The sequence below is a fragment of the Microbacterium testaceum genome, assembly GCF_003075375.1.
GTDB lineage: Bacteria > Actinomycetota > Actinomycetes > Actinomycetales > Microbacteriaceae > Microbacterium > Microbacterium testaceum_E.
In genome coordinates this window covers 1-14,437 of sequence record NZ_QDFT01000029.1, presented here as the reverse complement: position 1 = coordinate 14,437, position 14,437 = coordinate 1, and the positions used below count along the sequence as shown (strand labels likewise).

General features: G+C 71.6%; 11 protein-coding genes and 1 pseudogene. 11 read left to right on the top strand and 1 reads right to left on the bottom strand.

All coding sequences use genetic code 11. The features are described from left to right. Positions 1–14: 14 nt before the first annotated feature. On the bottom strand, positions 15–1,676 hold the full coding sequence (locus tag DC432_RS11580; RefSeq protein ID WP_133177927.1) for an HNH endonuclease signature motif containing protein: 1,662 nt from the start codon (positions 1,674–1,676) through the stop codon (positions 15–17). Positions 1,677–1,828: 152 nt separating this feature from the next. On the opposite strand from DC432_RS11580, the gene pyrR reads away from it, so the two are divergent. From pyrR to DC432_RS11520, 11 genes and pseudogenes are all read left to right on the top strand, one after another. Then, positions 1,829–2,359, top strand: a complete 531-nt coding sequence (gene pyrR, locus DC432_RS11575; protein WP_116538026.1) for a bifunctional pyr operon transcriptional regulator/uracil phosphoribosyltransferase PyrR — start codon at positions 1,829–1,831, stop codon at positions 2,357–2,359. Continuing rightward, positions 2,356–3,324, top strand: a complete 969-nt coding sequence (locus DC432_RS11570; protein WP_116538025.1) for an aspartate carbamoyltransferase catalytic subunit — start codon at positions 2,356–2,358, stop codon at positions 3,322–3,324. The genes pyrR and DC432_RS11570 overlap by 4 nt, the downstream gene beginning before the upstream one ends. Beyond that, positions 3,321–4,643, top strand: a complete 1,323-nt coding sequence (locus tag DC432_RS11565) for a dihydroorotase (RefSeq protein WP_116538024.1) — start codon at positions 3,321–3,323, stop codon at positions 4,641–4,643. The genes DC432_RS11570 and DC432_RS11565 overlap by 4 nt, the downstream gene beginning before the upstream one ends. After that, complete coding sequence (locus DC432_RS11560) at positions 4,640–5,143, top strand: hypothetical protein (protein ID WP_108317667.1); 504 nt, start codon at positions 4,640–4,642, stop codon at positions 5,141–5,143. Before DC432_RS11565 ends, DC432_RS11560 begins: the two co-directional genes overlap by 4 nt. Beyond that, complete coding sequence (carA, locus tag DC432_RS11555; protein ID WP_116538023.1) at positions 5,140–6,312, top strand: glutamine-hydrolyzing carbamoyl-phosphate synthase small subunit; 1,173 nt, start codon at positions 5,140–5,142, stop codon at positions 6,310–6,312. Before DC432_RS11560 ends, carA begins: the two co-directional genes overlap by 4 nt. Beyond that, a complete protein-coding gene (carB, locus tag DC432_RS11550; RefSeq protein WP_116538022.1) occupies positions 6,305–9,592 on the top strand; it encodes a carbamoyl-phosphate synthase large subunit in 3,288 nt (1,095 codons plus the stop codon). The genes carA and carB overlap by 8 nt, the downstream gene beginning before the upstream one ends. After that, the gene (gene pyrF / locus DC432_RS11545) at positions 9,589–10,449 is read left to right on the top strand and encodes an orotidine-5'-phosphate decarboxylase (RefSeq protein ID WP_108317664.1); all 861 of its coding nucleotides are present in this window, start codon (positions 9,589–9,591) and stop codon (positions 10,447–10,449) included. The genes carB and pyrF overlap by 4 nt, the downstream gene beginning before the upstream one ends. Further along, positions 10,442–11,347 (top strand): guanylate kinase, encoded by a 906-nt coding sequence (gene gmk, locus DC432_RS11540; RefSeq protein WP_116538021.1) that lies wholly within the window; start codon positions 10,442–10,444, stop codon positions 11,345–11,347. Before pyrF ends, gmk begins: the two co-directional genes overlap by 8 nt. A 114-nt stretch (positions 11,348–11,461) precedes the next feature. Beyond that, a complete protein-coding gene (gene rpoZ, locus DC432_RS11535) occupies positions 11,462–11,716 on the top strand; it encodes a DNA-directed RNA polymerase subunit omega (protein WP_055837405.1) in 255 nt (84 codons plus the stop codon). Between the two features lie 116 nt (positions 11,717–11,832). Beyond that, positions 11,833–13,026 carry a methionine adenosyltransferase gene (metK, locus tag DC432_RS11530; protein WP_108317662.1) on the top strand — a complete coding sequence of 398 codons (1,194 nt, stop codon included), beginning with the start codon at positions 11,833–11,835 and terminating at the stop codon, positions 13,024–13,026. Between the two features lie 214 nt (positions 13,027–13,240). Beyond that, positions 13,241–14,437: pseudogene (locus tag DC432_RS11520) on the top strand (primosomal protein N'); the annotation flags it as partial.

Sequence of the window (14,437 nt, the reverse complement as noted above, 5' to 3'; positions counted from 1 at the left end):
ACCCCCGGTAAGCGTCACGCCGCGGTGAAGCGTCGAGGTGACCTCGACCGCAGCCGGTTCGGCGGCGGCGACTCGCCGGTCCGCTGATCGGGCGGGGAGTGCAGCCAGTACGTATCTCGTCCGGTCTGCGGATCCCGCTCCCGCACGATCCGCTCACCGCGGTTGTGCAGTCCCAGGTGGTGATTCCGGCAGAGAGCAACCCCGTCGTCGACGTTCGTCTGGCCACGGTCCGCTGCCCAGTGGTCGATGTGATGCATCTCGCACGCCGAGATGGGCGCCCGGCATCCGATGCCGATGCATCCTCCGTCGCGCACCGCGATCGCGATCCGCTGGGCGCGGGTGAACAGGCGGTGGTGTCGCCCTACGTCGAGCGGACGTCCCGCGCCGTCGAGTGAGACGGCCACGCCGCCGGCGTCGCAGAGGTAGCTCTCGACGACGCCGCCCGGCAGGGCGTGACCTCCGTCCTCGAGGTGCCCCACGCCGCGTGCTGCGGTTTCAGCACTCACTCGAGCCGGATCCGCTGCCTCGGGCGACGAACGCGTCGCGGACCCCGCAATTGTCTCGGCCGAACCCGCCGCCCCGGGCGAACGCGTCGCCGTCCCCGCGGTCGTCCCCACCGACTCGACCGAACCGACCGTCTGGCGTGCCGCGGACCCCGCGCTGACCCGAGCTGGACCGGCCCCGACCAGCGGACGCGCCGACGCCTCGACGACGATCCGCACCCCCGGTTGCCGGTCGCCGAAGGCCTGCTTCGGATCCGCCGCGGCTCCGGTGCGCAGAACGGCCATCACCGTGTCGTAAGCGATCTGCTCCGCCGACCGGTCGTCGGACGCATCAGCGGCGCGGGCACCGCCGACACGGGCACCGGCGTCGACGAATCGAGGACCCCGCCGCGGCCGCAACGCCGCCTGCAGAACAGCGTCGACCCACGCCGCCGCATCGTCGTCGAAGACGAACCGTCCGTGCCGCTGACCGTGCTCGTCGATCCACGAGCGGAACGACCGGGCGGCGAAGCGTTCCTCGAACCGCAGCGTCACGCCGACGGGATCGAGGCGATCCCGCGCGATGCGTGCCGACGACCGCAGCTCTTCGACCGGCAGATGCGGCGCCTCGTCGATCAGTCGCTCGACGGCCGTCGTCCAGGCGCGGGCGAGGAAGTCCGGGTCGAGCTCGGGATACCTCTCGACGGGTGGCTCGCCCAGGCCCATGCGGATGGCGTGAAACTGTGCATGGCTCAGCGATCCATCGCGCAGTGCGCCGCCAGCGCGCTCGAGCCATCCCGCCCCGGGTTCGTTCTCCGCCGGCTCCACGCTCGGCGTACCCGGCCCGCCGAGACTTTCTGCCGTTGCGGGGCGGAGGAGATCGCTCCCGGTCTTCACCGAGCGGATCACGTCCCTCCGAGTCTGACCTGTCAGCGCCTGAAGGAGCTCGGTGGAATTGCGGTGCCCCCGGCTCTGCGCCAGGCCCTCGACGCCGCGTTCCCGTGTCGACCTCGCGTCGATGACACGGGCGACGTACGCTGCCAGCACGTCGAGGGCGTTCCGCGCCGCGCTGATCTCGGCCATCGCGTGAACGAGTTCACGGTCGTCCAGGAGCTCGATCTCCCTCCCCGCGAGCACCCCGATGACACGCTCGCTCGCAGCCCGGAGGCGGTCGATCGGTGCGCTCATATCCATAGAACAAAGATACGAATGTTCGCCGCCGGCCGCCCGTGCGAGGCGTGGACATCACCCGTGATCACCCAAGATTCACCCGACCCCTTGCTAGACTCGACGAGAACCACAGCAACCTTTAACCCCGTCCCGTGAGGCGGAGAAGGGAGCAGCGGATGAGTACACGCACCGTCATGCACGATGCCGACATCGCCCGCGCTTTGACGCGCATCTCGCACGAGATCCTGGAGTCCAACAAGGGACCGGAAGGACTCGTCCTCCTCGGCATCCCGACCCGCGGCGTCACCCTCGCCAACCGCATCGCCCCGATGATCGGCGACTTCGGCGGCGCACAGGTCCCGGTCGGTGCGCTCGACGTGACGATGTACCGCGACGACCTGCACCGCAACCCGACGCGAGCCCCGCGGCGCACCGAGATCCCCGTCGGCGGCATCGACGGCAAGACCGTCGTCCTCGTCGACGACGTGCTGTTCTCGGGCCGCAGCATCCGCGCCGCCCTCGACGCCCTGCAGGACATCGGGCGCCCCGCCGCGGTGCGCCTGGCGACGCTCATCGACCGGGGCCACCGCGAACTCCCGATCCGCCCCGACTTCGTGGGCAAGAACCTGCCGAGCGCGCGCGACGAGCGCGTCAACGTCCGCCTCGCCGAGGTCGACGGCGTCGAAGAGGTGACGATCGAGTCATGAGGCACCTGCTCGACACCCAGCACCTCTCGCGCACCGAGGCCCTCGAGATCCTCGACGTCGCCGAGGACATGGCCGACACCCAGCGCCGCGAGGTCAAGAAACTCCCGACGCTGCGCGGCAAGACCGTCGTCAACCTCTTCTTCGAGGACTCCACGCGCACCCGCATCTCGTTCGAGGCCGCCGCCAAGCGCCTCTCGGCCGACGTCATCAACTTCTCGGCGAAGGGCTCGAGCGTCAGCAAGGGCGAGTCGCTGCAGGACACCGCCCAGACGCTGCAGGCGATGGGGGCGGATGCCGTGGTCATCCGCCACGGCGCATCGGGGGCCCCGCGCACCCTCGCGACGTCCGGCTGGATCAGCGCCGGCGTGGTGAACGCGGGCGACGGCACCCACGAGCACCCCACGCAGGCACTGCTCGACGCCTTCACGATCCGCAAGCGCCTGCACGGCGATGCCAGTCGCGGCCGCGACCTCGACGGCATCCGGGTCACGATCGTCGGCGACGTGCTGCACTCCCGCGTCGCCCGTTCGAACGTGTGGCTGCTGCACACCCTCGGCGCGCATGTCACGCTGGTGGCCCCGCCCACCCTGGTGCCGCAGGACGTCAGCGGCTGGCCGATCGAGGTCGAGTACGACCTGGATCGCGCGATCGCCGCCGCTCCCGACGCGCTCATGATGCTGCGCATCCAGCTCGAGCGCATGTCGGCGGCGTATTTCCCGACTGAACGGGAGTATTCCCGGCGATACGGCCTGGACGCCCGGCGTCTGCAGGCCCTGCCGGGCGGTAGCATCGTTCTACACCCCGGTCCGATGAACCGGGGCCTGGAGATCTCCGCCGAAGCCGCCGATTCCCCGCGCTCGACGGTGCTCGAGCAGGTCACGAACGGTGTCTCCGTGCGGATGGCCGTGCTGTACCTGCTGCTGGCGGGCGAGCGGCCCGACAGCGAGAGAGAGGACCTCCGATGAGCCACGCCACCCCCCAGACCCTTCTGGTGCGCGGCGCGCGCGTCGAGGGTCAGGATGCCACCGACCTCCTCGTCCGCGACGGCGTCATCGCCGAGACCGGGTCGGGCCTGTCGCACGCCGGTGCGACCGTCGTCGACGCCGACGGGCTGATCGCCCTCCCGGGCCTGGTCGACCTGCACGTGCACCTGCGCGAGCCCGGGTTCGAGGCATCCGAGACGATCCTCACGGGTTCTCGGGCGGCCGCGGCGGGCGGTTTCGCCACCGTCTTCGCCATGCCGAACACCTCGCCCGTCGCCGACACCGCCGGGGTCGTCGAGCAGGAGCTGGCCCTCGGTGAGGCCGCCGGCTTCGTCCACGTGCAGCCGATCGGGGCCGTGACGGTGGGGCAGAAGGGCGAGCGGCTCGCCGAGCTCGGCGCCATGGCCGACTCCCGCGCCCGCGTCCGCGTGTTCAGCGACGACGGCTTCTGCGTCTTCGACCCGCTGATCATGCGCCGCGCGCTGGAGTACGTGAAGGCCTTCGACGGCGTCATCGCCCAGCACGCGCAGGACCCGCGCCTCACCGAGGGGGCGCAGATGAACGAGGGCGCCGTCTCGGCCGAGCTGGGCCTCACCGGCTGGCCCGCCGTCGCCGAGGAGTCGATCATCGCGCGCGACGTGCTGCTGGCCGAGCACGTCGGCTCGCGCCTGCACGTGTGCCACCTCAGCACCGCGGGCTCCGTCGACATCATCCGCTGGGCCAAGAAGCGCGGCGTCAACGTCACCGCCGAGGTGACCCCGCACCACCTGCTGCTGACCGACGAGCTCGTGCGCGACTACGACGCGCGCTTCAAGGTCAACCCGCCGTTGCGCCGCGAAGAGGACGTGCTCGCCGTGCGCGAGGGTCTCGCCGACGGCACGATCGACATCGTGGCGACCGACCACGCCCCGCACCCCGCCGAGGCGAAGGCCTGCGAGTGGGCGGCCGCGGCCAACGGCATGGTCGGCCTCGAGAGCGCGCTGCGCGTCGTGCACCAGGCGATGGTCGACACGGGCCTGATGACCTGGGCCGACGTGGCGCGCGTGATGTCGGCGACGCCCGCGCGCATCGGCCGGCTCGACGGTCACGGCACGCCCGTCGCGGCCGGTCAACCTGCGACCTTCACGCTGTACGACCCGCGCCCCACGCGGACGTTCGCTGTCGCCGACCTGCGCGGTCGCAGCACGAACTCGCCGTACCTGGGCCGGGAGCTCCCCGGCGAGGTGCGGTGGACCGTGCGCGCCGGCATCCCGACCGTCGTCGACGGCGCGGTGCTCGACGCCCCCGGGGCGCTCGCGTGAGTCGCGAGGGCGCCCTGCTGGTCATGGCCGGCATCGCCGTCGTCCTGCTCGCGCTGCTCGCGTGGGCCTGGGTGCGACGAACGCGGCGCGATGCGCGCTACTCCGTCCCGGTGGGGGAGCTGCCCGCGGACGCCGTCGAGACGGCAGTGTTCCCGGGGCTCTACGTCGCCACGACCCGTCACGACGAGCCGCTCGAGCGTCTCGCCCTCAAGGGTCTCGGCTTCCGCTCCCGCGTCGACGTCACGGTCACCTCGGCCGGCGTCGCGCTCGACCTGCCGGGCCAGCCGCGCATCGCGCTCACCCGCGACCGCCTCGTGGATGCCGCCCAGGCCACCGTCGCCATCGACCGCGTGGTCGAACGCGACGGGTTGACCCGCGTCAGCTGGCGCATCGACGACGACACGGTCGTCGACACCTACCTCCGACCTCAGGATGCCTCGGCGAAAGCCCTCGCCGACGCCATCCGTCCGCTCATCACCTCGACAGGAAGCGACGCATGACCGCCCTGATCCCTTCCGCGCTCTCCGCGCGAGAACCGGCCGTCCTCGTGCTCGAAGACGGCACCCGCTACACCGGCCGCGCGTACGGCGCGCGCGGCGAGACCCTCGGCGAGGTCGTCTTCGCCACCGGCATGACCGGGTACCAGGAGACGATCACCGACCCCTCGTACGCGGGACAGATCGTCCTGCAGACCGCCCCCCACATCGGCAACACCGGCGTGAACGACGAGGACCCCGAGTCGCGTCGCATCTGGGTGGCCGGCTACGTCGTGCGCGACCCCTCGCGCATGGTGTCGAACTGGCGCGCGAACCGCTCGCTCGACGAGGCGCTCGTCGAGGACGGCATCGTCGGCATCTCGGGGATCGACACGCGCGCGGTGACGCGTCGCATCCGCTCCTCGGGCAGCATGCGCGGCGGCGTGTTCTCGGGCGAGGCCGCGAGCCTCGACGCCGACGAGCAGCTGCGCCGCGTGCGCGAGGCGCCGGGCATGGCGGGCCGCAACCTGTCGGCCGAGGTCTCGGTCACCGAGGTCGAGGTCACCCCGGCCACCGCCGAGCGCATCGGCAACCTCGCGGTGCTCGACCTGGGCGTGAAGAAGTCGACCATCGACAACCTCGCGGCGCGCGGGTTCGACGTGCACGTCTTCCCGCAGTCGGCGACCATCGACGAGATCCGCGCGATCGAACCGGTCGCGGCGTTCTACTCCAACGGCCCCGGCGACCCCGCGGCATCCGACCAGCACGTCGAACTGTTGCGCGCGGTGCTCGGCGACGGCCTGCCGTTCTTCGGCATCTGCTTCGGCAACCAGCTGCTGGGTCGCGCCCTGGGCTTCGGCACCTACAAGCTGCCGTTCGGTCACCGCGGCATCAACCAGCCCGTGCTCGACAAGACCACCGGCCGCGTCGAGATCACCTCGCAGAACCACGGCTTCGCGGTCGAGGCCCCCCTCGACGAGATCATCGACAGCCCCGCGGGCTTCGGGCGCGTCGAGGTCAGCCACATCGGCCTCAACGACAACGTCGTCGAGGGTCTGCGCGCCCTCGACATCCCCGCGTTCAGCGTGCAGTACCACCCCGAGGCCGCCTCGGGTCCGCACGACGCCAACTACCTGTTCGACCGCTTCCGCGACATGGTGATCGCTGATCAGGAGACCAAGACCAATGCCTAAGCGCGACGACATCCGCTCCGTCCTCGTCATCGGCTCCGGCCCGATCGTCATCGGTCAGGCCTGCGAGTTCGACTACTCCGGCACCCAGGCCTGCCGCGTCCTGCGCGAAGAGGGGGTGCGCGTCATCCTCGTCAACTCCAACCCGGCGACGATCATGACCGACCCCGACTTCGCCGACGCGACCTACATCGAGCCGATCACCCCCGAGGTCATCGAGTCGATCATCGCGAAAGAGAAGCCGGATGCCGTCCTGCCCACCCTGGGCGGGCAGACCGCGCTGAACGCGGCCATCCAGCTGCACAAGCGCGGCATCCTCGAGAAGTACGACGTCGAGCTCATCGGCGCGGACTTCGACGCGATCAACCGCGGCGAGGACCGTCAGATCTTCAAGGAGCTGGTGCTGGAGGCGGGCGCCGATGTCGCGGCATCCGTCATCTGCCACTCGATGGACGAACTGCTCGCCGGTGCCGAGAAGCTCGGTTACCCGCTGGTCGTCCGCCCCTCGTTCACGATGGGGGGCCTGGGCTCGGGCTTCGCGTACGACGAGGCGGACCTGCGCCGCATCGGCGGTGCGGGCCTGCACGACTCGCCCACCAACGAGGTGCTGCTCGAGGAGTCGATCCTCGGGTGGAAGGAGTACGAGCTCGAGCTCATGCGCGACACCGCCGACAACACGGTGGTCGTCTGCTCGATCGAGAACGTCGACCCGGTCGGCGTGCACACCGGCGACTCGATCACCGTGGCGCCCGCGCTGACGCTGACCGACCGCGAGTACCAGAAGCTGCGCGACATCGGCATCGACATCATCCGCGCCGTGGGCGTCGACACCGGCGGCTGCAACATCCAGTTCGCCGTCGACCCGAAGACCGGCCGCATCATCGTCATCGAGATGAACCCCCGCGTGTCCCGCTCGAGCGCGCTGGCGTCGAAGGCCACGGGCTTCCCGATCGCCAAGATCGCCGCGAAGCTGGCGATCGGCTACCGCCTCGACGAGATCCCGAACGACATCACCAAGGTGACCCCGGCGAGCTTCGAGCCCACGCTCGACTACGTCGTGGTCAAGGTGCCGCGGTTCAACTTCGAGAAGTTCCCCGCCGCCGACACCACGCTGACCACGACCATGAAGTCGGTCGGCGAGGCGATGGCGATCGGCCGCAACTACACGACCGCCCTGCAGAAGGCGCTGCGGTCGCTCGAGAAGCGCGGGTCGAGCTTCCACTGGGGCGAGGAGTCGCGCTCGGTGGAGGAGCTGCTCGAGATCGCGAAGACCCCGACCGACGGTCGCATCGTCGTGCTGCAGCAGGCGCTGCGCAAGGGCGCCACGCCCGAGCAGGCCTTCGACGCCACGGCGATCGACCCGTGGTTCATCGACCAGATGGTGCTCATCAACGAGGTCGCGGAGTTCATCGCCGCCGCCTCCGAGCTGGATGCCGACACCCTCCGCGTCGCGAAGGAGCACGGCTTCAGCGACGCGCAGATCGCCGAACTGCGCGGTCTCGACGAGGCCGCCGTCCGCGAGACCCGCTACGCGCTGGACGTGCGCCCGGTCTACAAGACCGTCGACACGTGCGCGGGGGAGTTCCCGGCCCTCACGCCGTACCACTACTCCTCGTACGACGCCGAGACCGAGGTCACGCCCTCGGACCGCACCAAGGTCGTCATCATCGGCTCGGGCCCGAACCGCATCGGCCAGGGCGTCGAGTTCGACTACTCGTGCGTGCACGCCTCGTTCGCGCTGGCGGATGCCGGGTACGAGACCGTCATGGTCAACTGCAACCCCGAGACCGTGTCGACCGACTACGACACCAGCGACCGGCTCTACTTCGAGCCGCTGACGCTCGAGGACGTGCTCGAGGTGCTGCACGCCGAGAGCCAGTCGGGCACGATCCTCGGCGTCGTCTGCCAGCTCGGCGGTCAGACGCCGCTGGGCCTGGCGAAGGGCATCGAGGCGGCCGGCTACACCATCCTCGGCACGAGCCCCGAGGCGATCGACCTCGCCGAGGAGCGCGAGCTCTTCTCGCGCCTGCTCGACGACGCCGGTCTCGTCGCCCCGCGCAACGGCACCGCGATCGACGTCGAGGGGGCCGTCCAGGTCGCCGAAGAGATCGGGTACCCGGTGCTGGTGCGCCCGAGCTTCGTGCTCGGCGGTCGCGGCATGGAGATCGTCTACTCGACCGAGGCGCTGCGCGACTACTTCGTGCGCGTGGCCGACCAGGCGATCATCGGCCCCGGCCTGCCGCTGCTGGTCGACCGCTTCCTCGACGACGCGATCGAGCTCGACGTCGACGCGCTGTACGACGGCACCGACCTGTACATCGGCGGGGTCATGGAGCACCTCGAAGAGGCCGGCATCCACTCCGGCGACTCCTCGTGCACCCTGCCGCCGGTCTCGCTCGGCCGCACCGAGGTCGACCGCGTGCGCGAGGCGACCCTGGCGATCGCGCAGGGCGTGGGCGTGCGCGGACTGCTGAACGTGCAGTTCGCGATCTCGGCGGGCGTGCTGTACGTCATCGAGGCGAACCCGCGCGCCAGCCGCACGGTGCCCTTCGTGTCGAAGGCGCTCGGCATCCCTCTCGCCAAGGCGGCCAGCCGCATCATGGCCGGCAGCTCCATCGCCGAGCTGATCACCGAGGGACTGCTGCCCGCGCAGGACGGCTCGCGCGTCCCGCTCGACGCGCCCGTCGCCGTCAAAGAGGCGGTGCTGCCGTTCAAGCGCTTCCGCACCGCCGACGGCCGCACCGTCGACTCGGTCCTCGGCCCCGAGATGCGCTCGACGGGTGAGGTCATGGGCATTGACCGCGACTTCCCGACCGCGTTCGCGAAGAGCCAAGAGGCGGCGTACGGCGGCATGCCGACGTCGGGGACCGTGTTCATCTCGGTCGCCGACGCCGACAAGCGCGCCGTGATCCTGCCCGCCCATCGTCTGCAGGAGCTCGGCTTCTCGCTCATGGCGACCGAGGGCACGGCCGAGATCCTCGCGCGCAACGGCATCCGGGTGAAGGTCGTCGAGAAGTACTCCGAGACGCAGGGCTCCGGCGAGCAGAACGTCGTCGACCTGATCAACGCCGGAGAGATCGACATGATCGTCAACACCCCCTCGGGCGGAACGGCGCGCGCCGACGGCTACGAGATCCGCGCCGCCGCGGTGGCCGCCGACAAGGCGCTGTTCACCACGATGGCCGTCCTCGGCGCCGCGGTCAGCGCGCTGGGCGCGATGAAGGACGGCTTCGCCGTCCGCAGCCTCCAGGAGCACGCCACCGATCGCGCGGGACGCCTGTGAGCGACACGTTCGGTCAGCGGCTCTCGGCCGCCCTCGACCTGCACGGCGCCCTGTGCGTCGGCATCGACCCCCACGCCGCACTGCTGTCGGCGTGGGGGCTGGATGCCACGGCATCCGGTGCCCGCGACTTCGGCCTGCGGGTGGTCGAGGCCGCCCGCGGCCGCGTCGGTGTGGTCAAGCCGCAGGTGGCGTTCTACGAGCGGTACGGGTCGAAAGGGTTCGCCGCGCTCGAGGACGTGATGGCCGCCGCCCGCGAGGCGGGCCTGCTCGTCATCGCGGACGCCAAGCGCGGCGACATCGGCACGACCATGGAGGGCTACGCGCACGCGTGGCTCGAGCCCGGTGCTCCTCTCGAGGCGGATGCCGTCACCCTGTCGCCCTACATGGGCGCCGACTCGCTGCGCGACACGCTCGGCCTGGCCGTGCGACACGGCAAGGGCGCGTTCGTGCTCACCGCGACGAGCAACCCCGAGGCGCGTGCGCTGCAGAGCGCGATCGTCGACGACGCCCTCGCCGTGGGCGATCGCGAGCACGTCGCCGCGCGCGTGGCGCACGACGTGAACGAGGCGAACATCGGCGCGCCCGGCGCCCTCGGCCCGGTGGGCGTGGTCGTGGGGGCCACGGTCGACCGCGGCGCCTTCGGTCTGGGCGACGTGGCGCTGGCGGGCATGCCGATCCTCGCGCCGGGCTTCGGTGCGCAGGGGGCCGCCCCGTCCGACCTGCGCCGTCTGTTCGGCTACGTCGCCAAGGGCGTCGTGGCGAACGAGAGCCGCAGCATCCTCGCGGTCGGACCCGACCGTCTCGCCGCCCGCATCGACGAGCGCGCCGCGCTCTACCGGGAGTCCTTGAATGGTTGAAACCCGTCGTCCGCCCGAGGTCGACCGCGCCGCCGCGTCGCGACGCGCCGTCGAGGCCCGTCGCGAGCGCGCCGCTCTCAAGCGCGACGTCTCGACGCGCGTCATCTCTCCGCAGGAGCTGCTGCGGCGGGCCCTCGCCGACCCGCAGTCGGCGGCCGGCGCGATGCGCGTGACCGAGTTCCTCACGGCGATCCCCGCGATCGGCGAGAGCAAGCGCGACCGCATCCTGACCTCGTTGAACATCTCGCCCGTCAAGCGCCTCGGGGGTCTCGGTACGCGCCAGCGCGACGCGCTGCGGGCCTACCTCGACGCGCGCTGGCCCGAGCCGGGTCCGCGCGAGGGCCGCAGCCGCCTGATCGTGCTGGCCGGTCCGACCGCGGTCGGCAAGGGCACCGTCGCCGCCCACATCAAAGAGAACTACCCCGAGATCCACCTCTCGGTGTCGGCGACGACGCGCTCTCCCCGGCCCGGCGAGGTCGACGGGCAGCACTACTACTTCGTCGACGACGCCGAATTCGACCGGCTCGTCGCGGCGGGGGAGCTCCTGGAGTGGGCCGTGGTGCACAACCAGAACCGCTACGGCACGCCCCGAGAGCCCATCGAGCGCGTGCTCGCGGCCGGTGGAACGGCCCTTCTCGAGATCGACCTGCAGGGCGCCCGCCAGGTGCGGGCGGCCGACCCCTCGGCGACCCTGGTGTTCCTGCTCCCGCCGAGCTGGGACGAACTCGTCGATCGTCTGGTCGGACGGGGGACCGAGGATGCCGAGGAGCGCGCGCGTCGCCTGCGCACCGCCCGGGTCGAGCTCGCCGCGCAGAACGAGTTCGACTACCGCGTCGTCAACGAGGACGTGGCCTCCGCGGCGCGCGACGTGGTGGCGCTGGCGTCCGCGCAGCACTGACGACGACCCGCGACGCCCCTCGGCACGAGCCGGGTCGGCGTCGGCTAGAATAAGAGGATGCTTCGGCGCTCGTCGCGCCGCATCCACCCCATCCGCCGAACCAGGAGGTTCCCCATGGCCGGACGTGACAAGGGCATCATCGACCCGCCCATCGACGCTCTGCTCGACAAGGTCGACTCGAAGTACCAGCTCGTCATCTACGCGTCCAAGCGCGCGCGTCAGATCAACGACTACTACTCCGACCTGCACGAGGGAAACCTCTTCGACAACGTCGGCCCGCTGGTCGACTCCACCGTCGAGGACAAGCCCCTCACCATCGCGCTGCACGAGATCCACGAAGACAAGCTGCGCCTGCGCGCCGCGGAGTGATCCACACCCGCGCACTCTCGTGATCTGTTCACAGATGTGACGATGCCCCGGGCGGCTCACCGCCGCCCGGGGCATACTTGTGCCCGTCCCCGCCCCTTCAGCCCTCCGGAGTCGTCTTGACCGACCTGCGCCTGTTCACGTCCGAGTCCGTCACCGAAGGACACCCCGACAAGATCTGCGACCAGATCTCCGACAGCATCCTCGACGCGATCCTCACCGAGGACCCCTCCGGTCGTGTCGCCGTCGAGACCCTCGTCACGACGGGTCTGGTGCACGTCGCCGGCGAGGTGTCCACGAGCGCCTACGTCGAGATCCCCGCGATCGTGCGCGACGTGGTCACCCGCATCGGGTACACCTCGAGCGACACCGGATTCGACGGCGACTCGTGCGGCGTCAGCGTGTCGATCGGCGCGCAGTCCTCCGACATCGCCGCCGGCGTCAACAAGGCCTTCGAGCAGCGCGAGCGCGGCTCCGTCGACCCGCGCGACCTGCAGGGCGCGGGCGACCAGGGGATCATGTTCGGCTTCGCCACGAACGAGACCCCGCAGCTCATGCCGATGGCGGCGTGGACCGCGCACCGCATCGCCGAGCGGTTGGCATCCGTCCGCAAGAGCGGAGAGCTGGCGTTCCTGCGTCCCGACGGCAAGACCCAGGTCACGCTCGGCTACGACGGCCTCGTTCCCCGCTCGGTCGATTCCGTCGTGCTGTCGACGCAGCACCACCCCGACATCTCGCAAGAAGACCTGCGTGCCGAGGTGCAGGCCGCGGTGATCGATCCCGTGCTCGCCGAGACGGGGCTCGACCTGCCCGACGTGAAGTACTACATCAACCCGGCCGGGCCCTTCGTCATCGGCGGCCCCAAGGGCGACGCCGGGCTGACCGGGCGCAAGATCATCATCGACACCTACGGCGGCGCGTCCCGTCACGGCGGTGGGGCGTTCAGCGGAAAGGACCCGTCGAAGGTGGACCGCTCGGCGGCCTACGCCATGCGGTGGGTCGCCAAGAACGCCGTCGCCGCGGGGCTCGCCGACCGCCTCGAGGTGCAGATCGCGTACGCGATCGGCAAGGCCAACCCCGTCGGACTGTACGTCGAGTCGTTCGGCACCGCCCACGTGGCCGACGACGTCATCGTGCGGGCGATCCGCGAGGTCTTCGACCTGCGCCCCGCGGCCATCGTCGAACAGCTCGACCTGCTGCGCCCGATCTACGCGCAGACCGCCACGTACGGCCACTTCGGTCGCGAGCTCGCGGACTTCACCTGGGAGCGCACCGACCGCGTCGACGAGCTGCGCGCGGCCGCCGGACTCTGAGCGTGGGTGGGGGAGTCCGCCCCGCCCGCGGATCGATCGGCGGCCGGTCGACGACCGAGGCGCCGCCGCGGGCCGCGGAGGGGCGTCGTCCGCTCGGCGTGATGGCGGCGCTCGGCGTGTCGGCGGCGCTCGGCGTGACGGCGGCGCACGGCGCGACGGCGGCGCCCGGCGTGTCGGCGGCGCACGGCCTGACGGCGGCGCTCGGCGTGTCGTCATGAGCGAGCGTCGGGTCGCGCGGGTGCAGCTGGAGTCGCCGGTCCCGCAGCTCGACCGCCTGTTCGACTACGCCGTCCCGCACCCGCTCGTCGCCGACGTCGCCCCCGGCGTGCGGGTCAAGGTGCCCCTGCGATCCGCGGGCCGCATGATGGACGCCTTCGTGGTCGAGGTCGTCGCCGACGACGGCACCGAGCGCCCGCTCTCGGCCGTCGAGGCCGTGGTCTCGCCCATCCCGGTGCTGCCCGAGCGCCTGTACACCCTCGCCCGTCGCGTCGCCGACCGTGCCGCGGGCTCGGTGAGCGACATCCTTCGCCTGGCCGTCCCGAAACGCATGGTGCGCGCCGAGAAGGCCTGGGCGACGGCGCCCGCGCCCGAGGCGCCCGAGGTCGTCCCCGCCGCACGCGAGCGCGCCGAAGCGACCCTCGCCGCGTATCCCGGCCTCGCGACGGCCCTCGACGCGGGCGAACGCCTCGCCGTCGACGCCCCGCCGCGCCCGCACCCCGAGCTGCCGCGGGGCGCGTGGGCCGACCTGCTGGCCGCCGCGGCCGTGCACACGCTGGCGCGCGGGCGCAGCGCCGTGCTCGTCGTGCCCGACTACCGCGATCAGGCGCAGCTGCTCGCCGCCCTGGCCGAGCTCGTCGCGCCCGAGGCCGTCGTCCGCGACGACGCCGACCAGGCCGGTCCGGCGCGCTACGCCCAGTACCTGCGCACCCTCGCCCCCGTCCCGTGCATCGTCGTCGGCCGTCGCTCGGCCGTGTACGCACCCGCGCACGACACGGGCCTCGTCGCCCTCTGGGACGACGGCGACACGCTGCTGGCCGAGCCGCTGGCACCGGGGGTGCACGCCCGCGACGCGGCCCTGGTCCGTCAGGAACTCGAGCACTCCGCGCTGCTGTTCGCCGGTCACACCCGCACGACCGACGTGCAGCGGCTGGTCGACGTGGGCTACGTGCGCGACCTCCCCCAGGCGCGCCGACCGAGTCCGCGCGTGGTGCTCAGCGCCACGCGAGAGGGCGAGCAGCGGCAGTCGCGTGTGCCGTCCTCGGCGTTCGCCGCCGCTCGCGAGGCCTTGTCGCAGGGACCGGTGCTGGTGCAGGTCGCGCGCCCCGGCTACGCGCCCTCGCTCGTCTGCGCCGATTGCCGCCGTCCCGCGCGCTGTCAGCACTGCGCGGGACGGCGGCAATCGGCGCAGACG

Bases quoted from the DNA above. Each gene is read 5' to 3' on its own strand.
- DC432_RS11570 (WP_116538025.1), top strand. From the start codon at position 2,356: ATGAGGCACCTGCTCGACACCCAGCACCTCTCGCGCACCGAGGCCCTC.
- carB (WP_116538022.1), top strand. From the start codon at position 6,305: ATGCCTAAGCGCGACGACATCCGCTCCGTCCTCGTCATCGGCTCCGGC.
- DC432_RS11565 (WP_116538024.1), top strand. From the start codon at position 3,321: ATGAGCCACGCCACCCCCCAGACCCTTCTGGTGCGCGGCGCGCGCGTC.
- gmk (WP_116538021.1), top strand. From the start codon at position 10,442: ATGGTTGAAACCCGTCGTCCGCCCGAGGTCGACCGCGCCGCCGCGTCG.
- pyrR (WP_116538026.1), top strand. From the start codon at position 1,829: ATGAGTACACGCACCGTCATGCACGATGCCGACATCGCCCGCGCTTTG.
- carA (WP_116538023.1), top strand. From the start codon at position 5,140: ATGACCGCCCTGATCCCTTCCGCGCTCTCCGCGCGAGAACCGGCCGTC.
- DC432_RS11580 (WP_133177927.1), bottom strand. From the start codon at position 1,676: ATGGATATGAGCGCACCGATCGACCGCCTCCGGGCTGCGAGCGAGCGT.
- rpoZ (WP_055837405.1), top strand. From the start codon at position 11,462: ATGGCCGGACGTGACAAGGGCATCATCGACCCGCCCATCGACGCTCTG.